This is a genomic window from Paraburkholderia lebeckiae, from assembly GCF_050436225.1.
In the GTDB taxonomy this organism is placed as follows: domain Bacteria; phylum Pseudomonadota; class Gammaproteobacteria; order Burkholderiales; family Burkholderiaceae; genus Paraburkholderia; species Paraburkholderia tuberum.
Genome location: NZ_JBNDLU010000001.1, coordinates 1,804,956 through 1,829,180 on the forward strand (window position 1 = coordinate 1,804,956; position 24,225 = coordinate 1,829,180).

Annotated in this window: 23 protein-coding genes; 7 read left to right on the forward strand and 16 right to left on the reverse strand. The window is 62.4% G+C overall.

Features of this window, described 5'->3' with window-relative positions; genetic code table 11:
* Nucleotides 1-862: 862 nt before the first annotated feature.
* Complete coding sequence (locus OKW45_RS08435; RefSeq protein ID WP_018425511.1) at nucleotides 863-1,522, forward strand: TetR/AcrR family transcriptional regulator; 660 nt, start codon at nucleotides 863-865, stop codon at nucleotides 1,520-1,522.
* Between the two features lie 141 nt (nucleotides 1,523-1,663).
* Here the strand turns inward: OKW45_RS08435 and OKW45_RS08440 are convergent, their stop codons facing one another.
* The 15 genes from OKW45_RS08440 to OKW45_RS08510 form a co-directional block, all read right to left on the reverse strand.
* The gene (locus tag OKW45_RS08440; protein ID WP_429467155.1) at nucleotides 1,664-2,893 is read right to left on the reverse strand and encodes a cytochrome P450; all 1,230 of its coding nucleotides are present in this window, start codon (nucleotides 2,891-2,893) and stop codon (nucleotides 1,664-1,666) included.
* 66 nt (nucleotides 2,894-2,959) lie between these two features.
* A complete protein-coding gene (locus OKW45_RS08445) occupies nucleotides 2,960-4,093 on the reverse strand; it encodes an acyl-CoA dehydrogenase family protein (protein WP_429467157.1) in 1,134 nt (377 codons plus the stop codon).
* A 9-nt stretch (nucleotides 4,094-4,102) separates the two neighbouring features.
* Nucleotides 4,103-5,311 carry an acyl-CoA dehydrogenase family protein gene (locus OKW45_RS08450; protein WP_429467159.1) on the reverse strand — a complete coding sequence of 403 codons (1,209 nt, stop codon included), beginning with the start codon at nucleotides 5,309-5,311 and terminating at the stop codon, nucleotides 4,103-4,105.
* 54 nt (nucleotides 5,312-5,365) lie between these two features.
* Entirely contained in the window at nucleotides 5,366-6,235 is an 870-nt protein-coding gene (locus OKW45_RS08455; protein ID WP_018425515.1) for a MaoC/PaaZ C-terminal domain-containing protein, read from the reverse strand.
* Nucleotides 6,236-6,257: 22 nt separating this feature from the next.
* The gene (locus tag OKW45_RS08460; RefSeq protein WP_429467161.1) at nucleotides 6,258-7,064 is read right to left on the reverse strand and encodes an enoyl-CoA hydratase; all 807 of its coding nucleotides are present in this window, start codon (nucleotides 7,062-7,064) and stop codon (nucleotides 6,258-6,260) included.
* Between the two features lie 17 nt (nucleotides 7,065-7,081).
* Complete coding sequence (locus OKW45_RS08465) at nucleotides 7,082-8,248, reverse strand: acyl-CoA dehydrogenase family protein (protein WP_429467163.1); 1,167 nt, start codon at nucleotides 8,246-8,248, stop codon at nucleotides 7,082-7,084.
* Between the two features lie 34 nt (nucleotides 8,249-8,282).
* Entirely contained in the window at nucleotides 8,283-9,437 is a 1,155-nt protein-coding gene (locus OKW45_RS08470) for an acyl-CoA dehydrogenase family protein (RefSeq protein ID WP_429467165.1), read from the reverse strand.
* Between the two features lie 31 nt (nucleotides 9,438-9,468).
* Nucleotides 9,469-10,668, reverse strand: coding sequence for an acyl-CoA dehydrogenase family protein (locus OKW45_RS08475; protein ID WP_429467167.1), 1,200 nt, complete (start codon nucleotides 10,666-10,668; stop codon nucleotides 9,469-9,471).
* Between the two features lie 43 nt (nucleotides 10,669-10,711).
* Complete coding sequence (locus OKW45_RS08480; protein WP_429467169.1) at nucleotides 10,712-11,854, reverse strand: CaiB/BaiF CoA transferase family protein; 1,143 nt, start codon at nucleotides 11,852-11,854, stop codon at nucleotides 10,712-10,714.
* 3 nt (nucleotides 11,855-11,857) lie between these two features.
* The gene (locus OKW45_RS08485; RefSeq protein ID WP_429467171.1) at nucleotides 11,858-12,652 is read right to left on the reverse strand and encodes an SDR family oxidoreductase; all 795 of its coding nucleotides are present in this window, start codon (nucleotides 12,650-12,652) and stop codon (nucleotides 11,858-11,860) included.
* A 105-nt stretch (nucleotides 12,653-12,757) separates the two neighbouring features.
* Nucleotides 12,758-13,573 (reverse strand): enoyl-CoA hydratase/isomerase family protein, encoded by an 816-nt coding sequence (locus OKW45_RS08490; RefSeq protein WP_429467173.1) that lies wholly within the window; start codon nucleotides 13,571-13,573, stop codon nucleotides 12,758-12,760.
* A gap of 17 nt (nucleotides 13,574-13,590) precedes the next feature.
* Nucleotides 13,591-14,397 carry an enoyl-CoA hydratase/isomerase family protein gene (locus tag OKW45_RS08495; protein WP_429467175.1) on the reverse strand — a complete coding sequence of 269 codons (807 nt, stop codon included), beginning with the start codon at nucleotides 14,395-14,397 and terminating at the stop codon, nucleotides 13,591-13,593.
* An 11-nt stretch (nucleotides 14,398-14,408) separates the two neighbouring features.
* Nucleotides 14,409-15,209 carry an enoyl-CoA hydratase/isomerase family protein gene (locus OKW45_RS08500; protein ID WP_429467177.1) on the reverse strand — a complete coding sequence of 267 codons (801 nt, stop codon included), beginning with the start codon at nucleotides 15,207-15,209 and terminating at the stop codon, nucleotides 14,409-14,411.
* A 105-nt stretch (nucleotides 15,210-15,314) separates the two neighbouring features.
* Nucleotides 15,315-16,466 carry a thiolase family protein gene (locus OKW45_RS08505; protein ID WP_429467179.1) on the reverse strand — a complete coding sequence of 384 codons (1,152 nt, stop codon included), beginning with the start codon at nucleotides 16,464-16,466 and terminating at the stop codon, nucleotides 15,315-15,317.
* A gap of 59 nt (nucleotides 16,467-16,525) precedes the next feature.
* Complete coding sequence (locus tag OKW45_RS08510; protein WP_018425526.1) at nucleotides 16,526-16,891, reverse strand: Zn-ribbon domain-containing OB-fold protein; 366 nt, start codon at nucleotides 16,889-16,891, stop codon at nucleotides 16,526-16,528.
* Between the two features lie 384 nt (nucleotides 16,892-17,275).
* On the opposite strand from OKW45_RS08510, the gene OKW45_RS08515 reads away from it, so the two are divergent.
* The 5 genes from OKW45_RS08515 to OKW45_RS08535 are packed head-to-tail and all read left to right on the forward strand — an operon-like array spanning nucleotide 17,276 to nucleotide 21,844.
* Complete coding sequence (locus OKW45_RS08515; protein ID WP_026226713.1) at nucleotides 17,276-18,439, forward strand: acyl-CoA dehydrogenase family protein; 1,164 nt, start codon at nucleotides 17,276-17,278, stop codon at nucleotides 18,437-18,439.
* Nucleotides 18,440-18,488: 49 nt separating this feature from the next.
* On the forward strand, nucleotides 18,489-18,965 hold the full coding sequence (locus OKW45_RS08520) for a MaoC family dehydratase (protein ID WP_429467181.1): 477 nt from the start codon (nucleotides 18,489-18,491) through the stop codon (nucleotides 18,963-18,965).
* A gap of 2 nt (nucleotides 18,966-18,967) precedes the next feature.
* Nucleotides 18,968-20,221 carry a CaiB/BaiF CoA transferase family protein gene (locus OKW45_RS08525; protein ID WP_429467183.1) on the forward strand — a complete coding sequence of 418 codons (1,254 nt, stop codon included), beginning with the start codon at nucleotides 18,968-18,970 and terminating at the stop codon, nucleotides 20,219-20,221.
* A gap of 38 nt (nucleotides 20,222-20,259) precedes the next feature.
* Complete coding sequence (locus OKW45_RS08530; RefSeq protein ID WP_018425530.1) at nucleotides 20,260-21,024, forward strand: glucose 1-dehydrogenase; 765 nt, start codon at nucleotides 20,260-20,262, stop codon at nucleotides 21,022-21,024.
* A gap of 43 nt (nucleotides 21,025-21,067) precedes the next feature.
* On the forward strand, nucleotides 21,068-21,844 hold the full coding sequence (locus OKW45_RS08535) for an enoyl-CoA hydratase-related protein (RefSeq protein ID WP_429467185.1): 777 nt from the start codon (nucleotides 21,068-21,070) through the stop codon (nucleotides 21,842-21,844).
* Nucleotides 21,845-21,912: 68 nt separating this feature from the next.
* Here the strand turns inward: OKW45_RS08535 and OKW45_RS08540 are convergent, their stop codons facing one another.
* A complete protein-coding gene (locus OKW45_RS08540; RefSeq protein WP_429467186.1) occupies nucleotides 21,913-23,022 on the reverse strand; it encodes a hypothetical protein in 1,110 nt (369 codons plus the stop codon).
* A gap of 224 nt (nucleotides 23,023-23,246) precedes the next feature.
* On the opposite strand from OKW45_RS08540, the gene OKW45_RS08545 reads away from it, so the two are divergent.
* A complete protein-coding gene (locus OKW45_RS08545) occupies nucleotides 23,247-24,182 on the forward strand; it encodes a FadR/GntR family transcriptional regulator (RefSeq protein ID WP_429467188.1) in 936 nt (311 codons plus the stop codon).
* Nucleotides 24,183-24,225 lie beyond the last annotated feature (43 nt).

Below are 24,225 nucleotides of genomic sequence, written 5' to 3' on the forward strand. Positions count from 1 at the left end.
AGGCCACGATGAGCCCGCCTTTCGTCTTTCCATTCAAGCGCGAAAGCAGGTGAATCGCAGAAGCAGCAGAAAACGCTTGTGCGATCGGATCAGTTTCCTTTGCAGTCCTTTTGTATAGGCTGGTCATGGACCGCGATCAGACGAATCCCTTATCCCGTTCCTGCGTAGAAGTGCCTTTCTGGTTTGCGGGGAGGAGGCGGGAACACGCGCCATGCCCCGTCGTCGTGCCGAAAGAAGAATATCGCGAGGGAGTTCTCAGCGGCGGACGACCGGGCAAGTACCCACCTCGTCTGGCCTGAATTTGCGAAAGTACATCGGGTGATGCGCACCGGGGTGGTTGAAGTGGGCGCAATCCACTTTTCGATCAGCGAACGCAAAGAACCTTCCGCAACCTTCATGTCCAGCTCCTTCTACGGCCTGTGCGCGCTGCTGACATCACAACCGCGAACGCAAATTGGCGACTCTAACCGGCCAACCCCAAACCCTGCGAATCTGCTGCTTCGGCTTTGCGACACAGCGGGAATGGTCGGGTTCCGGCGTAATGTGTCGATTGACTAAATACTAGTAGTCAGCCGACCCATTATCAAGCCCAGATAACACTAGGGAAAATGCTGGTATGGACAAATCTACCCTTTATTCGGGTAGGATATGTGATGTCACTAGTGACTGGATCAGACTCTATCTAAAAGCTAATTAGTCGGCAGACACATATTTATTCGTCATCTGACTATCATCAGATTAATGCCGGCGCTGCCCGATCAGGATCGAACGCCGCTCGTATCAGGCGGGGTATAGCCCGCAGATACACATCCCGGACTGGCAACAAGCGAGAGGACAGCAGACGCCAAGGAGACCACAACAGATGAAAGACCTGACCATCTCATCGGCAGACCTCGGCAACACGGCAGCAGACGGGCCCAAACGGCGCGGGAACAGAACGACCCGCGTGCCCGCCATCATCGAAGTGGCGATCGAGGTCTTCGCATCCGAAGGTAACGCTGGTTTCACTCAACGCCGAATTGCCAGCGAGGCAGGGATTCGACTGAGGACCCTGCAGCACTACTTCAGCACCCGCGAAGAACTATTGCGGGCCACGATCGAGGCATACACGGATCGCTATTTCGAGCACTATCGGGCGATCGCCCAAGACAAATCCCGGTCACCGGAAGCGCGACTGGATGTCATCGTCGACGAGGCGTTCTCCGTACTGACGGCGAGCGGCGGAAAACGCGTCAGCGCCTTTGTGCTGGAATCCTGGAGCCTCGCAGAGCACGAGCCCTTTCTCCATGTCCTGATGGCGAAATCTACTGCGGATTTTCAGGGTCTCCTGGCGGAACTGATCGCGCAGATAAACCCAACCTTGCCTTCGGGAGAATGCACGTTGCGCGGCGCCCTACTCCTTTCGCATCTGCACGGTCTGGTCGTCTTTCTTCGCCGGTCCGGCGCGGACACAGTTAATGCGGACTCGTTCCGTCACGCCATGAAGGTCGTCTGGCGAGCGTTGAGCAAGGCATCTCCATAAAACTACAAGGCAGGTTCTCGTGCCAGAATCGCGCCCGGATGGAGCGGTTGGCGCGCCACGTGACGGGCGCACCGAGCCGCAGATCGCCTTCTACAGACGCACATGATCACAAGGGCCAGCTCAGGCCATTGTGACCGATCCTCAGCGGACCACGTCCCAGACAAGAGGCAAGTGGTATAGCGTGCCGTTCACACCTCCGTGGACACCCGCTTTCTCGCCAGGCTTGATCTGGAAATCGGGAATCCGCTTAAGCCATTCCTGAAGAAAAACCTTCAACTCCACGCGCGCAAGGAACGAGCCGGGACAACGATGCGCGCCATTGCCGAACGTCGAATGAATCGGCGTGGGCCGAGTGAAATCGACGCTCAGCGGATCGTCGAACTTTCTCTCGTCCAGACCGTGCAGTGTGGTCGGCATGATGAGCATGTCACCCGTCTTCATCTGCACGCCCTTGTACTCGAAATCGTGTGTGATCCGCCGCCCTTGATTGACCACAGGGAAGCGCCGCAGAAGCTCGTCCACGGCCTTCTGCGTCAGTTCGGGGTTGTCGATGAGCTGCTTGCGGTGGGCCGGGCTCCCGGCGAGGAATCGCGCGATAAAGCCCATTGCCGAGGCAACCGTGTCGAGGCCGCCAATCAGCACGAGACCGCAAAGCCCCTTCACTTCTTCGTCGGTGAGCGCGCGCCCGTCGATCTTCGAATGGACAATCTTGCTGATGAGATCGTCACCCGGGTTCGCACGGCGTTCCGCAATCTTCACCCCCAGGTACTGAAAAATGGCACCGAGCGCCTTGAGCTTCTCGTTCGCATCGACCGGGCGGACCATCTTGTCAGCGAGGCCGAGCAAGTACTCGCGATCCTCGGCGGGCAGCGCCACCATGTTCATGAAAATGCCGATCGGAAGATGCTGCGCAAACCCCGATACGAATTCCACCTCGCCCTTAGGATAAAAGCCGTCGATCAGTTCGATCGCCATTTCGCGCGCCTTCTCCTCGAGCTTGCCGATTGCCTGTGGCATGAACGCAGGCGCGATCAGCGCGCGATAGGCGGTGTGCTGCGGAGGATCGAAGAAGATCGGCGGCAACGGTTGATGCTCGACGAGCGGCACTGTCAGTTGCTTCGACGAGAAATTCTCGTAGTCCTTGAGGATGTGATAGATGTCATCGCCGCGCGTCGCGATCCAGTGTCCGCCGTTGCGGGGTGTCCAGAGAATGTCGGGAATGCCTTCGGCGTGCAACTGCTTGAGCGAGAGATGGTAGTCGTCTTCGGCACCGGGCGGATTGTAGATATCGATGTCGAACACGCGTTCAGGCAATACGTGCGCGGGAATTGGCGCCAGCTCCGGAGTCGCGCCATGAGCAGCTACTGACATTAGTTATCTCCTTTCGAATCGACCGGTATGAGCGGTCGGGACCATTCTTCATCTGATTAACCGCAATTAGAGGAACGCGCCGTACAGCTCGATATGGTGTTCGGTGTTTCCCCAGGTCATGTCGATGCAGGTGAGCCGCTTCACGTACCACCCCACCGCAAGTTCGTCCGTCATGCCCATCCCTCCGTGCAGTTGTACCGCTTGCTGCGCCACGAAGCGTGCACTGCGGCCAATGAGCGCCTTTGCGGCTGTAACAGCACGATGGGCTTCCAGGTCATCGTCCTCGCCAAGTTTCGCGGCAGCAAAGAAGACCATCGATTTCGCTTGCTCTACCGCGGTCAAAATATCGGCGGCGCGATGCTGCAGCGCCTGGAATTTGCCGATCGGCGAACCAAACTGCTTTCGCGTGCGCAGGTATTCAAAGGTCAGATCGCTCAGCCGCGACATGGCGCCGACCGCTTCCGCGCACAGCGCAAAAATGCCTTGATCGACGGCCCATTCGAGCAATGGGTAGCCCTGATCGACGGCACCGATGACAGCCGTTACACCGACGTGTACGTCGTCCAGCACTACCTCGGCGACACGCTGGCCATCGAGTGCCGGAAATCCTTTGACGCTCACGCCTTGCGTTCGCGCATCGACGGCGAAGAGTGTGATGCCGTGCCTGTCGGGCTGCTCGCCTGCGGTACGCGCCGAAACCAGCAGAATGTCCGCGCTGTCGCCGTGCAGTACGACGCCCTTCCGTCCGTTCAGGACGAACCCGTCACGCGTTGGCTCTGCCCTCGTCGCGACGTTCCACAAATCGAAACGCGCACCAGGTTCGAGCGTCGCGAGCGCGGTCTTCAGGCTGCCGTCGGCGATGCCGGCCAGCAGCTCAGCCTTGCGCGCCTCGTGTCCTGCGCGCCCGATCAGCTTCGCGCCGATCACAGCCGTCGAAACAAACGGCTCCAGTACGAGCCCACGGCCGAAGGCCTCCATCACGAGCATGGTCTCGACCGGCCCCGTGCCAAGGCCGCCATGGTCCTGCGGCACGTTCAGCGCCAGCACGCCCATTTCGGCGAGCGTAGTCCAGTGCGCAGCCGACCAGCCCTCGGGAGTAGCGGCGAGACGGCGCCTCGCCTCGAAGTCGTATTCCTTTTCGACGAAACGGCCGACCACGTCGGCCAGCATCCGTTCCTCTTCAACCAGCGTGAAGTCCATGGCGTGTCCTCAGATGCCGAGCGCCTGCCTGGCGATGATGTTTTTCTGCACTTCAGTCGAACCGCCGTAGATCGAAATCTTGCGCCAGTCCAGGTAGTGCGCGGCCAGCGCGTTGAGCAGCTCGCCGTTCGCGGTTTCGCCGCGCCAGTCCGCCTCCAGTGCTTCGCTTACAAATGGCACCGCATAGGGGCCTGCGCATTCCATGATCAGCTCCGTAAGCTCCTGCTGAATCTCCGAACCGCGGATTTTCAGCACCGAAGCCTCCGGTCCGATGGGACGTCCTGCAGTTTCGGCTGAGACGACGCGCAGCAGCGACCATTCGTGCGCGATCAAATCGATTTCCACCCTGGCGATGCGATCGCGAAAGCGAACGTCCTCGATGAGAGGCTTGCCGTGCTTACGCTCGGTGCTGGCAATCTCCTTCAGACGTCGCATGAAACGCTTGCAGTTGCCGAGGCCGGCGATATTGGTCCGCTCGTGGCCGAGCAGATACTTGGCGATCGACCAGCCGCGATGCTCCTCACCGACGAGATTGCTCACTGGCACTGCCACATTGTCGAAGAACACTTCGTTGACGTCGTGGCCGCCGTCAAGCGTGCGGATGGGTCTGACCGTAATGCCGGGCGTGGACATATCGATCAGCAGGAACGAGATGCCTTCCTGTGGGCGGCCGCTGCCATCCGTGCGGACCAGGCAGAAAATCCAGTTCGCCCATTGGGCAAACGAGGTCCAGATCTTCTGGCCGTTGACGACGTAGAACGGTTGAGCGTCGCGCTCGACGCGGTCCGCACGCGTCTTGAGCGACGCCAGATCGGAACCCGCACCCGGCTCGGAGTAACCCTGACACCACCAGTCCTCCATCGAGATGATGCGCGGCAGGAACCGTTCGCGCTGCGCGTCGGTGCCGAACTTCTGGATTACAGGTCCAACCATCGAAAGGCCAAACGGCATCTGGCGCGGCGCGCCGGCGGTAAAGCATTCCTCGTCGAAAATGTTGCGCTGCGCGGCATTCCAGGCGGCGCCGCCGAATTGCGCGGGCCATGCAGGTGCGCCCCATCCCTCCCCGGCCAGAATGCGTTGCCAGCGCACGTAGTCTTCGCGCGGCACGTGGCGAAAGTTCAGCACCCGTTCACGAATGTCGTCGGGCAAATGAGTCGCTACGAATCCGCGCACCGTGGCGCGAAATTCCTTGTCGGTGGGACTCTCTTTCAGGTCCATCGTCAGGCTCCAGTCGCGGCCCGGCAAAGCACGTCGGCGCTGCCGGGCGCGGTTTCAGGCAATTTCCACGATTCCGTTGTTCAGCACCACCACATCGCGTGCGTCGACGCGCGCCCGCAGATGCAGACGCGTGTCACTGTCCCGCCAGAACTGGAAGCGCACTTCTTCGCCGGGATACACCGGCGCAGTCAGGCGCAAGGCGAGTCGCTTCAGACGCTTTGCGTCGTTGCCCGCGAAGGTGCGAATCGCGGCGTAACCCGCGATGCCATAGGTCGCGAGGCCGTGAAGAATGGGCCGGTTGAATCCGGCTTTCGACGCCACCTCCGGGTCCGCGTGCAGCGGGTTGGCGTCGCCCGAAAGGCGGTAGATCAACGCTGCATGCGCGCCGGTCGAAAACACGTATTCCGCGTCCGGCGCGCGCTCCGGCACAGCCGGAAGCGCTTCGGGCGGCGCGTCGCTCGCGCCCGACCCGGCGCTGAACCCTCCGTCGCCGCGCAGAAAGGACACCTGCCGGACTTCGGCAAGTTGTTCGCCGGTCAAGGCGTCGATGATGTCACGCTTGAGTTCGACGATCGCGCCCTTGCCCGCGCCCTTGTCCGAGATGCGGCTCACCCGCGTCTTGCTGACGATGGTCGCTGCAACCGGCATCGGGCGCATGAAGCGAACGTCCTGCTCACCGTGCACGAGCTTCAGGTAGTCGATGCCCGTACGCGAATCGCGCATCCACGATTTCGGCCACGCGAACGCGGCCGCGCAAGTCGGCATCGCTTGCAGGTCCTTTTCATATACGTAGCGCAGCTGTTCGGCGTCCAGCGGGTCTGCGCCCAACCCGAGACCCAGCGAATACAGCATCACGTCGCGCTCGCTATATGTCTGCGTGACATCTTCGATCGGCCAGTTCTTGACGACTTCGTAATTCAGCATGAGGTGGTAGTCCTGTGTGTGCTCAGTAGTCCGTGAAGTTGGGCTTGCGCTTCTCGAGAAAGCTAGCCATGCCTTCCTTGTAGTCATCGCACTGATTGGCGATCGGCATGTCCAACCCGGCGTACATCACAGCCTCGTGGGGCGTCTGGAACGGCACCTCCCAGACCTGCTCCTTCATGATGCGCATCGAGCGCGGCGAGCAGTACTCGGCCATTTCACGCGCGTACGCGTAGGTCTCCTCGACCAGCTTGTCCGCCGGAATTGCCCGATTCACGAGTCCCATACGTTCGGCTTCGCGCCCCTTGATCTTTCGTCCCGACAGCAGCAGGTCGAGCGCATGCGCCTGGCCGACGTGGCGCGCGAGTATCCAGGCCATGCCGTATTCCGCGCTCAGGCCGCGGCGCGCGAATGCCGTCGTGATGGTCGCGTCTTCGGACGCAAAGCGGATGTCGCAGAAAAGGGCGTGGATCAGGCCAATGCCGACGGTGGCGCCGTTGAGCATCGCGATCACCGGCTTCGGAATGGCCGGGTAGTAAGAGCAGCGCGTTTGCCAGTCGGCGCGCTTGCGCATATCGAACGGACGCGGAAGCTTCGTCATGAGCGCGGCGGGATCACCGCCGAAGCTGTGAATATCGCCGCCCGCGCAAAACGCCTTGCCCGCGCCGGTGAAAACGATCACGCGAACGCCACGGTCCGAGCCCGCTGCGTGCATCGCCTCGTACACTTCGGTCGCCACCTGGTCGTTCCAGGTGTTCATGTGTTCCGGGCGGTTCAGCGTGATCGTCGCTACCCGGTCCTTGACGTCGTACAGAATGGTCTCGAAGCGCATGATCTCCTCCTCGAAGTTCAGAATGAACGCGGCAGGTCGAGCACGTGCTCGGCGACGTAGGACAGAATCAGGTTAGTCGAAATCGGCGCCACCTGATAGAGCCGCGTTTCGCGGAACTTGCGCTCGACATCGTATTCGCAGGCGAAACCGAAGCCGCCATGGGTCTGCAGACAGGCATTGGCGGCTTTCCACGAAGCCGTGGCCGCGAGATGCTTCGCCATGTTCGCTTCCGCGCCGCACGGTTGATGGTTATCGAACAGTTCGCAGGCCTTGTAGCGCATCAGATCCGCCGCGCGCACGTCGATGTATGCCTCGGCGATCGGGAACTGGATGCCCTGGTTCATACCGATGGGCCGGTCGAACACGATACGCTCGCTGGCGTACTTCGACGCGCGCTCGACAAACCAGTAGCCGTCGCCGATGCACTCGGCCGCGATCAGTGCGCGCTCGGCGTTGAGTCCGTCGAGGATGTACTTGAAGCCCTTACCTTCCTCGCCAATCAGGTTCTCTTCGGGAATCTCCAGATTGTCGAAGAATAGTTCGTTCGTCTCGTGATTGACCATGTTCGGAATCGGCCGCACGGTCAGGCCATTGCCGATAGCCTGGTGCAGGTCCACGAGAAAGCACGACAGCCCATCCGACTTCTTCTTCACGTCCGACAACGGCGTGGTGCGCGCGAGCAGGATCATCATGTCCGAGTGCTGCACGCGTGATATCCACACCTTCTGGCCGTTCACCACGTACCGGCCGTCTCTTTTTACAGCAGTGGTCTTCAGCTTCGTCGTGTCCGTTCCGGTGGTCGGTTCGGTCACAGCCATCGATTGCAGACGCAATTCTCCGCTCGCGATCTTCGGCAGGTATCTGCGCTTTTGCGCCTCCGAGCCGTTTCTGAGCAGCGTATTCATGTTGTACATCTGGCCGTGGCAGAACCCGGAGTTGCCGCCGTTGCGGTTGATCTCCTCCATGATCACGGACGCCTCAGTCAGCCCGAGGCCGGAACCGCCATACTCCTGGGGAATCAGCGCCGCCATCCAGCCGGCCTTCGTCAGCGCGTCCACAAACGCCTCCGGATAGACGCGCTCATGATCGATACGGCGCCAGTACTCGTCCGGGTACTCCTTCGAGAGGTCGCGCAAGGCGTCGCGCAGTTCCTGATATTGATCGGGTGGGGAAATTCGGCTCATGAATGGTTTCCGTTTGCTTGGCTAGACGCGCGGCTCACGCTGCTGCATCGATCAGTCCGCCTGCATTGGCGAGCCGGGTCAGATGATGTTCGGTCGAACCGAACTGGATATCGATCACGCTCAGGCGTCTCAGGTAGTGACCGATCTTGCACTCCTCGGTCATCCCGATGCCGCCGTGCAATTGCACGCCTTGTTCACCGACGAAGCGGCCCGAGCGTCCGATCTGCACTTTCGCCGCGCACATACTGCGATCGCGTTCGGTCGTATCCGGCTCCTCGCTCATCATGGTCGCGAAAAGCGCCATGCTGCGCGCCTGCTCCACCATGACGAGCATGTCGACCGCGCGATGCTGGAGTGCCTGAAACGATCCGATAGACACGCCAAACTGCTTGCGGACCTTGAGATACTCCACGGTTTCTTCGTGCGCAGCTGCCATTGCACCTACGGCTTCCGCGCTCACCGCCGCGATGGCGTGCGCAACGACCGTTTCTATCAGCGGCAATGCAGCGCCCGCCGCGCCCAGAACGTCGCTGTCTGGAACGCGCACGCCGGACAACTGAATGTCTGCCGCACGCAGTCGGTCTTGCGTCGGATACGGGTGGCGCGTCACGCCCTCTGCGTCGCCCCTAACCACGAACAGCCCGATGCCGTCACGCTCGCGCCTCCCACCCCACACGCGCGCCGACACCACGAGAAGATCGGCGCTGCCGCCGTGGAGGACAACGCGCTTGGCGCCGTCGAGCACCCAGCCGTCGCCTTCGCGCCGTGCCGAGGTCGCAACGTCCGCCAGGTCATACCGCGCCTGCGCCTCGCTGTGTGCGAACGCCATCTGCAACTCGCCCTGCGCAATCTGCGGCAGAATCGCCGCGCGTTGCGCCGCGTTGCCGCCAAGCCGCACCAAGCCGCCGCCCAGCACGACCGTCGCAAGATACGGTTCGACGGCGAGAGCGTGCCCCAACGCCTCCATCACGATCATCGTTTCGACAGGACCGCAGTTGCTGCCGCCGTATTCCTCGTCAAACGAAAGGCCCAGCAGACCCATGTTGGCGTAACGCGCCCACTGCGCACGGCTGAAACCGTCCGGCTCAGCGAGATACTTCGCGCGCTGCTCGAACCCGTACTCGTCCTTGACGAGCCGTTCGACGCTGTCCTTGAGCATGCGTTGCTCGTCGGTGAAATCAAAGTCCATATCTCATGCTTCTCCGCAGTTCGCCCGTCGCTCAAAGTCCGAGTACGGACTTGGCGAGAATGTTCTTCTGAATCTCGTTGGAGCCGCCCACGATCGAGACGTGGCGCGCGAAGTAGTGATTCGGCGCGATCGTGAGCGCCCATTCGGGTTCCCGAACCGGATCGGCAAGCCCACGCAGGAAGTGGAGATCGAGCGGTAAAGCGTCCGGCCCTGCCACCTCGAGGAGCAATTCAGCCGAGAGTTGCTGGAGCTCCGAACCCTTGATCTTCAGGATCGAGGTCTTCGGGTCGGGTACGTGGCTCTGCTGCGCGCTGCTCTCGGCGATTACGCGCATCTGCGTCATCTCCAGAGCCTTCAGCTCCACCTCGACTGCCGCGACACGTTCGCGAAAACGCGGGTCGTCCCATAGCACACCGTCGCCACAGGGCACGCGCTTCGCAAGATCCTTCGCGTGACGCACGCGCATCTTCGAAACGCCCACGCGCGCAATGCCGCTGCGTTCGTTGCCAAGGAGATACTTCGCGTAGTCCCAACCCTTGTTCTCCTCGCCAATGCGGTTCGCAACCGGCACGCGCACGTTGTCGAAGAACACCTCGTTGGTTTCGTGGTGTCCGTCGATCGTGACGATCGGGCGAACGGTCAGGCCCGGTGTCTTCATGTCGATCAGCAGGTACGTGATGCCCTGCTGCTTCTTGCCGCTCGAATCCGTGCGTACGAGACAGAACATCCAGTCCGCGTGATGCGCCGTCGAAGTCCAGAGCTTCTGGCCGTTGATGACATAGTGGTCCTCGTCGCGCACCGCCTGGGTTCGCAGCGCGGCGAGGTCCGAACCGGCGCCGGGCTCGGAGAATCCCTGGCAGAACCAGTATTCGAGGCTCGCGATGCGAGGAAGGAAATGGCGCTTCTGCTCTTCGCTGCCGAACGCGATCAACACCGGACCGATCATGTTCACGTTGAATGACAGCGTCTCGGGCGCCGGGGCCATGTGCAGCTCTTCCTTGAAGATGTATTGCTGCACCGCGCTCCAGCCCGTCCCGCCCCACGCCTTGTCCCACGCTGGCGTCGCCCAGCCGCGCTCGTAGAGCATGCGTTGCCAGCGGCGCAGGTCGGCCGCCGAATAGCGCTGCCCCAAGGTAGCTTTGCGTCGGATGTCGGCCGGCAGCGCTTCCTTGAAGAAGGCTCTGACCTCATTGCGGAACGCCAGCTCTTCGTCGGTATATCGCAGATCCATGAGTGTCTCGTTTCGTCTTTATGGGTCGCCTGTCGGGCGCGGCTCAGGCCAGCGTTCCCGCTTCTTTCAACTCGCCAATGCGGCCCGGTTCGAGCCATGCCGCCAGCGCGGCGTCGATCGTGGTCGCGTCGGGCGCCTCGGGCGCCGTCGGCTTCGCGGGCACCGTGGCGGAGAAGCGCGGCGCCGGCGCGGGCTGCACGATGCCGTCCACTTCGATGAATGTGCCGCGCGCCTTCAGATGCGCATGCTCGGGTGCCTCGGTCCACGACAGAACCGGTGCGAAGCACGCGTCCGTGTGTTCGAGCAAGGTGGTCCATTGCTCGCGTGTGCGTCTCTTGAATTTCAGCGCGAACAGTGCGCGCGCGGCGGGCCAGTTGCTTGCGTCGAGCTGCGTACCCAGCGTTTGCGGATCGATGTCGAGCAGGCGGAGGAGTTCGAGATAGAACTTGTCCTCGATGGGGCCGACCGTAATCCAATTGCCGTCCGCGCATTCATAAACGTCGTAGAAGTGCGATCCCGAATCCGTGATATTCGTCCCGCGCCCGTCGCGCCAGATGCCGGCAGCCTGCATGCCGAAGAACGTGGTAGCAAGGTTGGCCGTGCCGTCGACGATCGCGGCATCCACGATCTGTCCCACGCCGCCGTTGCGCGCATGGAGGATCGCCGACAGGAGCCCCATTGCAAGGTACAGCGAACCGCCCGCATAGTCGCCGATCAGATTCAGCGGTATCGACGGTGGCTGATCGCGGCGGCCAATTGCGTTGAGGACGCCGGTGATCGCGATGTAGTTCAGGTCATGCCCGGCGTACTGCGCGAGCGGACCGTCCTGGCCCCATCCCGTGATGCGTCCGTAAGCGAGCTTCGGATTGCGTTGGAGGCAGGCCTGCGGACCCAGCCCGAGTCGCTCGGTTACGCCGGGTCGGAAACCTTCTATCAGGGCATCGGCGTGCTCCACCAGCGTGAGCACGAGTTCGACGGCCTCCGGGTCTTTCAGGTCGAGCGCAATCGTCTTTCGGTTGCGCAGCAACAGGTTGTAGCGCAGCGGACGCTCGATACCGAGCTTGACCGGCTGGCGACGTTCGATGCGCAACACCGTCGCGCCCAGATCGGCGAGCAGCATCGCCGCCATGGGCCCCGGGCCGATGCCGGCCAGCTCGATGATTCGAACTCCTGCAAGCGGACCCATGGTTCAACCCTTGCGAGCGTGGGCGCGCATGGCGTCCCATTGCTCGTCCGTCCAGTCCTGCATCGCGCGGAAGGTCGGGCCGCCCACCCCCTGCATCCAGCGGCCGCCGTCGATCACGATCATGTCGCCGGTGATGTAGCCGGAGCCATTGGACGCAAGATAAGCGTAGAGATTGGCAAGTTCCGCGTGATCGCCGAAGCGCCGCAGCGGCACCGAGCGCTCCTGCGGCTCGACCTGCGAGCCCGGCGGGTACAACTGCTCCCATGCGCCCGGCGTCGGGAACAGTCCGGGCGCCACCGCGTTCAGGCGAATGCCCTTCGGGCCCCACTCGACCGCAAGGCTGCGGGTCATGGCGAGAATACCCGCCTTCGCGGCCGCGGACGGCACCGTAAAGGCCGAGCCGGTCATCGTGGGCGTCGATACGGTACTGATCACGTTGCCCGGGTGACCCTCGTCGATCCAGCGCTTGCCCGCCGCGATCGTGCAATAGAAGCTGCCGTGCAGCACGATGTCGAGCACCGCATCCACCGCGCGCGCCGACAGGCTTTCCGTGCGCGCGATGAAGTTGGCCGCCGCGTTGTTCAGCAATACGTCGAGCGGACCATCCCGCCAGATCGTCTCCATCATCGACTCGACAGACTCGGCGCTGCGCACGTCCGCCTGCACCGTCGTGACACGCGCGCCAGGCACGACGCCGCGAAACTCGTCGGCCGTCGCGGTCCAGCACTTCCTTGCGGCGACCGCAGATGACGAGATCGGCGCCCAGTTCGAGGTAGCGCAGGCCGATACTCTTACCAAGGCCGGTGCCTCCTCCGGTGATGAGGATTCTTTTGTCCTTCAGCAGGTCAGGCGTAAACATATGCGTTGAACTTCCAGTAGAGACAGCAACGGTGAATGGCAGCGTCAGGCACCCGTGAAAACCGGCTTGCGTTTTTCCATGAAGGCCGTCACCGCCTCCGCGTGGTCGCTCGTTTGACGGGTCAGCGGATTGAGGTCAGTTTCGAGGCGGCACGCATCTTCGATCGAATTGCCCGCATTGACGAGGCTCGCCTTCAGGAGTGCCAGCGTCACTGGCGGATAGTTCGCGAAGCGCGCCGCGGCCTCGATCGCCGCATCGAGCGCGCCGCCGCTCGCGACCACCTCGCTGACCAGGCCGATGCGGCGCGCCGTGGCCGAGTCGATGACATCGCCTTTCAGCATCAACTCACGCGCCTTGCTGCCGCCGACCTTTTGCGGCAGCGTCCATAGAATTCCCGTGTCGGGAAGCAGTCCGACCTTGCCGAACGCACATGAGTACTTCGCGGTATCGGCACCGACCACGACATCGCATGCAGCGGCCAGCGACAGCCCCGCTCCATAGCAGGTGCCCTCCACCGCCGCGACGACCGGCTTCGTGCCCGTATAAATCAGCTTGAACAGACGCACGCCCACCGCGATACGCTCACGAAGCGCCAACAACTGTAGAGTGGTCGCGTGCATTTCGGACAGGTCGCCGCCCGCGCAAAAATGGCCGCCCGCGCCTGTCAGCACAATGGCGCGCGTTTGCGGATCGTCGTGCATTAGCCGGTGCAAGACCTCCGTCAGCGCAACGCGCATCCTCATGGAGAATGCGTTGCGGCGCTCGGGATAGTTCATCGTGACAATGGTCACGTCGCCTTGACGGCGCACCTGCACGATCTCGTCGGCGCCCGCGGCTTTTTCCTTCTGCTCGATACTCATCGCATTGCTCCCCGCGCTCACTCACCCGTGAAGACCGGTTTGGTCTTTTCCATAAACGCCTTGCAGGCAGCCTGATGGTCTTTCGACTGACGCAGGATGGGCTGATAGTCGATCTCGGCTCGCAGCGCGCCTTCCATGGTCGTCGCGGCGTTGGTCAGCGCGTCCTTCAGCAGCGCCACGCCGAGCGGCGGCAAGTCGGCAAGACCGCGCGCAACTTCGATTGCCTTTGCGCACGCAGCACCTGGCCCGACGACTTCGTTGGCAAGGTGAATCGCGCCGGCCTTGTCTCCGTCGATTTCAGTGGCGAGCGAGAGCATCTCTCTCGCGCGAGCCATGCCGATGCGCTTCGGAAGCGTCCACAGAATACCGGTGTCCGGAATCAGGCCGACGCGCAGAAACGCCGCGCAAAAGCGTGCATTCGATGCAGCCACGACATAGTCGGTCGCGACCGCGAGCGACAGCCCGGCGCCGAAGGCTACGCCTTCCACGGCCGCCACGACCGGCTTGGGTCCGGCCTGCATTTCACGCACTACCACGCACGACTCCGCCAGAATCTCGCGGCTTTCCAGGATCGTGCGCTTCGTCATCTCGGAGATGTCGGCGCCGGCGCAAAAGTGCTCGCCCGCGCCCGTCAGGACGATTGCCCGCGAGTCTGGATCGTCGACCATCAGCCGATGCATCGTGTCGCGCAACAACTGACGCATCTGACGTCCCATCGCGTTGCGGCGTCGGGGATTGTTTAGCGTCACGATCGCGACCGGTCCCTCGCGGGTCACCTCGATCAGCGACGTCGTATCGTTTTCTGCCGTTTCTTTTTCGCTCATGTTGGCTTCCTTCAGTCGGCCACGAACACCGGCTTGCGCTTTTCCATGAAGGCGCTCACGGCCTCCTGGTGTTCGCGGCTGCGGCGCAGGATGGGCTGCAGGTTGACTTCCGCTTCGATGGCGTCGTCGAGCGTACGGATGCCCGTCGCGAGCGCGGCCTTCAGGTGCGCGGTGGCCACCGAGGGCAGTTCCGCGTACTGTTGCGCCACCTTCGAGGCCGCCTTCAGCGCCTCGCCGGGCTCGACGACCTGATTGGCAAAACCGGTCTCGCCCGCTTCGACGCCGTTGAACTCACGAGCACTCAACATGAGCTCGCGTGCAAGGCCACCGCCCACGCGCTGCGACAACGACCAGTAGAGCCCCGTATCGGGCAGCAGCCCGACCTTAACGAACGCGCTCGCATAGCGCGCGGCCGATGATGTGACGACATGATCGCAAGCAGCGGCGAGCGACAGACCAGCGCCAAACGCAAACCCTTCGACGGCGGCGACGATCGCTTTCGGGCCTCCCACCATCAGTCTGAAGATATCGAGCGGCAGTTCATTGCGCTGTCGATATTCGAGCACCTTGCGCGTCTGCATCTCCGAGATGTCCCCACCCGCGCAAAACGTATCGCCCGCGCCGGTCAGTACGATCGCACGGCAGGTTTCCTCGTGATGCATCAGGCGATAAAGCCGCGCGTACAACGTCTCACGCATCTTTAGCGAAAACGCGTTTCGCCGTTGGGGATAGTTCAATGTGACGATCGCGATTGCACCGTCTTGCCGGACCTGTACGATCTCTGCTGCGTCGCTGCTGGTCTCTTCGCTCATCTGTCCGTCTCCTGTCGATCGGGGTTAGCGCTTTAGCGCTTACTCCGATCCCATGCAAAGCTGTTGACAGTGACCCTGGCGGGCGGCGTGTCTCACAGCGTGTCTTTACAGGGTTTCCTGCGTCCCGAGAATCACCGTGGCCTGGCTCGAGAGCACACCACCGTTACCGTGCGCGATCGCCAGCTTCGCACCGGGTATCTGGCGCTCACCAGCGCGGCCCGTCAATTGCCGCATCGATTCTTCCATCAGGAACAGCCCATACATGCCGGGATGAACGCAGGACAAACCGCCGCCGTTCGTGTTGACCGCGAGTCGGCCGCCCGGCGCGATGCCGCCGTCTGAAACGAAGTGGCCGCCTTCGCCTTTAGGGCAAAAGCCGAGGTCTTCGAGAAACAGGATGGTGTTGATCGTGAAGGCGTCGTACAGCATCGCGACATCGATATCGTTCGCGTTCACGCCCGCCATTTGATACGCACGCCTGCCCGATTCCGCTGCGGCAGTCACCGTGAGATCCGGCATGCTCGCGATTTCGCGGTGCGAAGTGGCCGAGGCCGCGCCGAGCAGATACACCGGCTTGTCGGTGAGATCACGCGCTCGATCGGCGCGCACCATGACGATCGCTGCCGCGCCATCCGTCACGAGGCAGCAATCGCGCACGGAAAGCGGATCCGACACGAGGCGCGCGCCCATCACGTCGTCGATCGACAGGGGCGTGCGCATATACGCATCCGGATTCAGTTGCGCCCACTTGCGCGCGGCGACGGCCACCTCGGCCAGATGCTCACGCTTCGTGCCGTATTGATGCATATGACGCGCCGCCGCAAGCGCATACGACGACACCGGATTCATCGGCTTATACGGGCTCTCCCACGGCGAAGGACGCGACGACTGCACGAGCTTGCCCGCCGCGCTGCGCTGATTGCTCCCATACGCAATCAAGGCAACATCGATCTGTCCCGTACACAACGCCATGGCCGCCGTGTGCGCGTAGATTTCGAACGCCGATCCGCCGCTTCGGTTGTTGTCGGTGAACTTCGGGTTAATACCGAGGTATTCGGCAAACGTGAGACCCGACAACATGTCGTCCGGCGTGCACACGAAAAGGCCGTCTACATCGCCAGGCGTAAGTCCCACCTGGGCGAGCGCGTCAACGGACGCACGCGCAGCAAGGTCCAGCGACGACAAGCCGGGTGCTTCCCCCATCCCATAGGTGGCGCCTGCCACCAGTGCGGTACGCCCGCGCAAGTTGAATTCCATTCGATCTACCTTTCATCGGTGTGACCGGCTGTTGACGGCCGGCTGCAGGTTAGCGGGCGTCAGGCTGGTTCGAACACAAGCAATGCCGCATCCCCTCGGTACACGATCTTCGCCTGCACCGGCATGCCAATGCGAACGGCCTCCGGCTCGATGCCCTCCACACAACTCAGCATGCGCACACCTTCTTCCAGATCGATCACTGCGACGTTGTAGCTGGGCGTGGGCGATTTCTGGCGCACCACGGTAGTGGAATAAACCGTACCCTTCCCGCAGGCTTCGACCCACTCCAGATCGCGCATCCCGGTAACCGGCTCAGCCACCCGCGGGTAGAACACATAGCGGCCGCTGCCGCGGCTGCGCTGGATCATCAAGCGGCCCTCGGCCAGGAATTTCTGATAATCGACTTCAGGACAAAGAGAGTCCATTCCCCGCTCCTCCGAATCGTTTTGCCATGGGCTCGCGCCGAATCGAGCCGCTCTGTCGGGCCAAATTGGAACAAATAACCGAACACTGTTCCAAATCTTAAACGCACTGGGAGCGCGCTGTCAACGGCGGGAAAGCCCTGCCGTGCCCCGCCGCGCAAGGCTGAAACTACATCCTGACCAAATTCCCGACGCACCTCGGACAAACCCGCGGGAGCCGGTTTCAGCGCTTGACGATCACCTGGCCATTCGTTTAATTTATCGAACATTGTTCATAAACGTGAAGACTTCGAATGTGATCAGGAAGTGGTCGGCGGGGCGACGTATCCCCACTCCGGAGACGAATCCGGGGCCGGTCCGAAAAAACCGTTAGCAAGAGAGCTCGAAGTGACATACGAACTAACAGACGACCAGCTTCAGATCCGCGACCTCATCCGTCGCGTCGCAAGGGAGCGCGTGGCGCCGCGGGCCGACGAGATCGACCGTACGGCCGGGTATCCGCACGACATGTACGCACTGCTCAAGGAGCTTGGCCTCTTCACGTTGCCGTTTCCTGAAGCGTACGGCGGCGCGGGCAGCGTGATGTCGGCCTGCATCGCCGTCGAGGAGTTCGGGCGGGTTTGCTACAACACGGGCTATCTGCTGGTCGTGCAATGGACACCGTTCGGAGCCATTCTCGAAGGCGGCACCGAAGAGCAGAAGGCTCGCCTGCTGCCGGGTCTCGCCTCCGGTGAGTTGCGCGGTGCGCTGTCCATTACCGAGGCTCAAAGCGGCTCCGACGTTTCGGGCATTCGCACGACAGCGCGCCGCAAGAACGGCGGCTATGTGCTCAACGGCTCAAAGATCTGGTGCACGAATTCGCATATCGCCGACTTCATTCTCGTCGCCGCCAGGACACTCGACGAGGAAGGACAGGCGCTGGGGATCAATCTTTTCATCGTCGATCGCAACACGCCGGGCCTGACGATCGGCAACGAAGAAGACAAGATGGGCGCGCGCGGCGTGGCGTCGTGCCCCCTTTATTTCGACGACGCCTTCATCCGCGCGGAAGACCGTCTCGGGCCGGAAGGCGGCCAGGGGTTCAAGGTGGCAATGGAGGCGCTCAACACGAGCCGTCCCATCGTGGCCGCGCGCGCGGTTGGCATCGCGCAGGGCGCGATCGATCACACCGTCAAATTCATTCAGGACCGCGTTGCATTCGGCCAGAGCATCAGCAACTTTCAGGGTGTGCGCTGGATGATCGCTGACATGGTCACCCAGACCGAGGCCGCGCGCCAACTCGTCTATCGCACGGCGTCGCTCGTCGATGCGGGCGTTAGCGGCCGCGAGCTCGCCCCAATGGCGGCGATGGCGAAGATGTTCGCGTCGGATGTCGCCATGAAGGTCGCGACCGATGCCGTGCAGCTATTCGGCGCCGCAGGCATCTCCAACGAGTACCCGATCAACCGTTATTTCCGCGACGCGAAGGTGGTGCAGATCATCGAAGGCACCAACCAGATCCAGCGCAACATCGTCGCGGACAGCGTGCTGGGCCGCATCAGGAAGAACTGACAACGACAGCTCAGCTAACCGCCGAGCCGACAACGACAGAGGACAGGCAATGGAAGAAATCGAAACGGTTGGTCTGGGAATTCACTGGGAGGACCTGCCGGTTGGACGCAAGTTCAAGACCGTGGGCCGCACGGTGACAGAAACGGATGTCGTGAATTTTGTTTCGGTGACCGGCATGCTGGAAGTTCTGTTCACCAACATCGAGTTTCTTCGCGAGCAGTCGGCCATCAAGGGGCGCGTCGCGCCGGGCGCGCTGGTCTTCACGCTGATGGAAGGGCTGCTCACGCAGGCCACCATGCAGGGCGTCGGCTTCGCGTTCCTCAACATGGAACTCGACATCAAAGGCCCGACCTATGTGGGCGACACGATTCACGTGGAATGCGAGGTGATCGAATGCAGGCCTAGCAAGGGGCGCCCCGGACTTGGGCTGGTGCGCACCCGCAACCGCGTGATCAGGCAGGACGGCACGGAAGTGATGGTGTACACGCCGCTCAGACTCGTTAAAGGCAAGGAGTACAAGGCCTGAGCATGGAAAATCCCCAACAACCCCTCGAACCGGCGACCGGCCCGTTAGCCGGTGTCCGCGTGATCGACCTGACCATCAACGTGCTCGGTCCGGTCGCCACGCAGCTACTCGGCGACATGGGCGCGGACGTCATCAAGATCGAACCGCCCGAAGGCGACCAGAACCGCAAGAATGGCCCTGGCCGCAATCCCGACATGGCAGTGTTCTATACGATCATGAACCGCAACAAGCGCAGCGTGATCCTGAACCTGAAGCAGGCCGAATGCCGCGAAGCGCTGCTCAAGCTCGTCGAGACCGCCGACGTCATCGTGCACAGCATGCGCCCGAGTGCCGCCGAGCGCCTCGGCATCGACTATGAAACCGTGCGGGCGCGCAACCCACGCATCGTGTACGCGTCGGGTGCCGGCTATCGAATCGACGGACCCTACAAAGACCGCCCCGCTTTCGACGACGTGATTCAGGGCGAAACCGGCATTGCCGCGATGAACCGCGACGCGGACGGCTCGCCGCGATACTTCCCCACCGTGATCGTCGACAAGTTCTGCGGCTACGTGCTGGCGTCGTCGATCGGCATGGCGCTTTATCACCGCGAGCGGACCGGTGTCGGCCAGCTCGTCCACGTGCCGATGTTCGAAACGATGCTGCAATTCAATCTGTTCGAGCATCTCTGGGAAGGTGCGCTGGGCTCCAATGACGGAACCGGCCTGGGCTATCCGCGCATGTTCTCGCCGCACCGCCGGCCCTACGCGACAAAAGACGGGCATATCTGCCTGCTCGCCGTGAATAACGAGCAATGGCGCCGAGTGCTGTGCGCAATCGATGCAGCGCATCTGCTCGACGACCCGCGCTTTCGTCACATGGCCGAGCGTATGCGCAACATCAGCGAGCTGTATCGCATCGTCGGCGACGCCATCCGCAACAAGACGACTGCTGAATGGAATGCGATCTTCACCTCGGCGGACGTGCCGCACGGTCCCGTGCGCGACCTGAAAGACCTGATGCACGACGCGTACATCAAGGAGACCGGGTTCTTCCAGCGCTTCGAGCACCCGACCGAAGGCGACATGGTCATGACCTCGATACCGGTGCACTTCTCCGAGTCGCCCGGCAACGTTCGCTATCTGCCGCCGAATCTCGGCGAGCACAGCATCCAGGTTCTGGTCGAAGCGGGTTATAGCGCGGACGAAGCGAGCGCGCTCCTCGCCCGGGCCACAGGAAGGGGCGAAGCCGTATCGGAAGCGCTGAGCAAGGATTAACTGGCGCGACAGCGCCTCGCACATCACGGAGGGAATCAATGAAGGGGCTCAAGGAGAAGGTCGTCGTCGTCACTGGCGCGGCAGGTGGGATCGGAACCGCCATCAGCAGACGATTCGGCGACGAAGGTTCGACCGTCGCGCTGTTCGACCTGAACGAAGAAGGGGCCGTGCGTGTCGCGGCGGAAATCGAGGCGGCGGGCGGCAAGGCGCGAGCCTACCGCGTCGACATCACGGATCACGAAGGTGTGCATGCTGCGGTGGCGAGAGTCGAGGAAGAACTGGGACCGATCGAGGTTCTAGTGAACAACGCCGGCTGGGACATGGGTGCGTTCTTCCTGCAAACCGAGAAACCGTTCTGGGACAAGGTGGTGGCGATCAATCTGTACGGACCGCTGAACATGCACCATGCCGTGCTGCGACGGATGGCCGAACGTGGTCGTGGCCGCGTCGTCAACATCTCGTCGGATGCGGGACGCGTGGGCTCCTCGATGGAAGCGGTGTACTCGTTCTGCAAAGGCGGCCTCATCGCCTTCACGAAGACGATGGCACGCGAAATGGCCCGCCAGATGATTCCCGTCAACGTCGTTTGCCCCGGCCCGACCGCGACCCCGCTTCTCGACAACCTCGCGCAGGGCGAGAAAGGCGAGCGCATCAAGGCCGCCCTCGTGAAGGCCGTGCCGTTCGGCCGCATGGGCGAACCTGGCGACATCCCGGGGGTGGTGGCCTTTCTCGCGAGTGACGACGCCGCGTTCATCAGCGGTCAGGTCATCAGCGTGTCGGGCGGTCTGACGATGGCTGGATAAACGGCTGCGCGAACGCAATCAATCAACAACATTGGAATACGACATGGAATTCAAGGACATCGGCTATCAGGAGGCGGACGGGGTCGCGACGATCACCATCAATCGCCCGAAGGTGTACAACGCATTCAGCGCCAACACCGTCGAGGAGCTCATCAAGGCCTTCGGCGCCGCGGGATGGAACAAGGATATCGGCGTCGTGGTGCTCACTGGAGCCGGCGACAAGGCGTTCTGCACGGGCGGCGACCAGTCCGGCGACGGCTACAACGGGCGCGGCACCGTCGGCCTGCCGATCGAGGAACTGCAAAGCATCATCCGCGACATTCCGAAGCCCGTGATCGCACGCGTGAACGGCTATGCAATCGGCGGCGGCAACGTGCTGGTGACGCTCTGCGATCTCGCCATCGCTGCCGAGACCGCGGTCTTCGGTCAGGTCGGCCCCAAGGTCGGATCGGTCGATCCGGGCTTCGGCACCGCCTACCTCGCACGCATCGTCGGTGAGAAGCGCGCGCGGGAAATCTGGTACCTGTGCCGCAAATACAGCGCTAAACAGGCGCTCGACTGGGGTCTCATCAACGCCGTCGTACCCGCGGAGCAACTCGACGCCGAAACGAAGAAGTGGTGCGACGAGATTCTGCAGATGAGCCCCACCGCTATTGCGCTCGCCAAGCGCTCGTTCAATGTCGATACCGAGAACATCCGCGGCATCGGCGCGTTCGCGATGCAGGCGCTTGCGATGTACTACGACACCGACGAATCGAAGGAAGGCGGCAATGCGTTCCGCGAAAAGCGCAAGCCGGAGTTTCGCAAGTACGCGAAGTGACCGGCGGAAATGCCGGCAGGGCGACGCTCAGCTTCGGCGTCGCCCTTTGCGCATACGCGCGCCGAAGTTCAGTATTTGCGGAAGTTCACGCCGACACGCGTGCCAAGCCCCGGGAGCCGGTTGATGGGGCGGCTGCCATGCTCCGGGGCGGCTTCGCCCCATGCGAACCACACGTCAGGCTCGCGCGCATCGCCCACGCGCCGCCAGCGGCCGTCCACCTGCGGATTCTTGAGCGTCCCGAGACCGACCAGACGCCCGCGCGGATCGGGCATGAACTCCCACTCTTCGCCGAACGCCGAGTAACGGATGCCTTCCTGCCAATACCCATTCGCGCCGAAATCGATGGTGCCCGTCACGTCATAGGTAAAGCGCACCTCGCCCTTCTCGTTGCCGAGAATCGCGAAGCCGAACATGTCGTTACCGAGCGTGAAGTGCCCGAAGTCGATGCTGCCATCCTTATAACGCGTCGCCCACGTGTACCAGACGAGTTCCAGCTTCTCCTGCACCAGCGCATCTTTCGTCTTGTAGATCTCGCCGCCCTCGTACATATGGATCGGATCGAAGCCGATCATGCCGCGTACCTTCTTTCCAAGTATCGTCCCTTCCATCTCGAAGATGTTCGCGACGTAGTACATGCCCGCGTCGCGGCCCGGCAGATACCAGTGCATGCCGGGCTTGACGAGCTTGCCCTTGATATCCATGCCGTTCTCTTCGTACCAGCTGCAATCCTCGGGCGTCCAGGTGACGTGAAAGCGATTGCCGGGCGCCTGCGGGTGGCTTCGCCAGTGAATGCGCTCCTCTTCGAGCGTTCTTGCGAACCCATCGTTCGGCACCGATTCCTTGCCTACCGGATGCATATGCATGCCGTCGTCGTGGCCGAGCGTCGTGCACAGGTAGAAACGCCGCCGCGAGTCCTTCGCGTCGGTCTGCAGGCCAGCGGGAATCCGCCGCATCGGGCAATAGATCTCGCCATCCTCGTCGCGCAGCGTTCCCCACAGGTAGAGCGCTTCGGGCGGCATGCCGAAGTAGGCGCGGTTGGACAGCATGTCCTCGATGGTGGGCTCGAAGGCGCTGACAAGAGGCTGCCAGCCAAAATCGCCGCGGCGCGGCATGGATAGTTTGGTGTCGCTCATGGTCGTTACACCCGTCACGATGATGAAGTAGTTGGAGCGGCTCACTATAGGTATCCTCGCGCGTGGCTGAAAACCGGTCGATCCGCTCGTCTGGCCACGCGCCCGCCCCGCGCGCGATCAGCACAGGGGCACAGAAGCTAACGTATTGATTTACCGGCTTTCTCTCGGGTCCGGAAACGCGCGCTGCCTTCTCGCACGAAAGCTTCGTTACACGTAACGATCATGTGCGATATATTGAACGACGTTCGCATTTAATACTGAACCCGGACATGCCAAAGTCGTCTGCCGAACGCGTCGCCGCTTATCGCACCCGCAAGAAGGCCGAAGGCATGGTGAGCCTGACACTGGTCGTCCCGGCAGCCGACGTCGCCCTCTTCAGCCAGTTCGCCGCGCAACGCCGCGAAAAGCTGCGCGACAACATGCATCCTGCCCAAGCCCCGCGCCAGCAGTGGCTCTCGATGCTGGCCGCGATGACGCCTGCGCTGCCCCCACCTGCCGAGTCGCGCCGCAAGCGCAATGCGATAGGCGCACCGATCACGCGCGCGCAGACGCTCTTCATGGCGCTGCTGAAGCACATCATCGAGCTGGGATGGCCGGCAGGACTACCGCTCGGCTCCGAGCAGGAATTGATGAAGGTCCATGGAGTAAGTCGCGCTGCGTTGCGCGGAGCGATCCGCTTGCTCGAGCACCACTCGATCGTGAGGGTGCAGCGCGGCACCGGAGGCGGCGTGATCGTCGCCCAGCCGGACCTGAGCGCGACGATGCAGGCAGTCAGCGTCTATCTGGAGTATGCGGGCATCGCGCCGCGCGATATTCTCGCGACGCGCCGCACGCTCGAACTGGCCGTCCTGGATCTCGTCATCGAACGGCTCGACCATGAAGGTGAGCGACGCGTGCACGACCAGGTTCAGGCCGAGGCGCAACTCGACGGCCGTGCCGGCGCCGATGAGTTGCTGCGATTTCATTTCCTGCTCGCTGAACTTTGCGGCGATCCCGCACTGCGTCTCTTCGACGGCATCGTCCTGCAACTTGCCGATGCGCATTCCACGTTTCATCGGCGCAGCCGAACGGACCGCGACCGCGTCGTGGCGAGGATCAAGGAATACCATCGCGAGATCGCGCGCGCGATCGTTGCCCGCGATAAAGAGCAGGCTCGCAGGCAAATGGCCGACTACATCGCGGGGATCAGGACGTGGCTGGAGTAGCGGCAGCGCTGCGCTTGCCTGCCCGCCTCAACCGTGGCCGTGC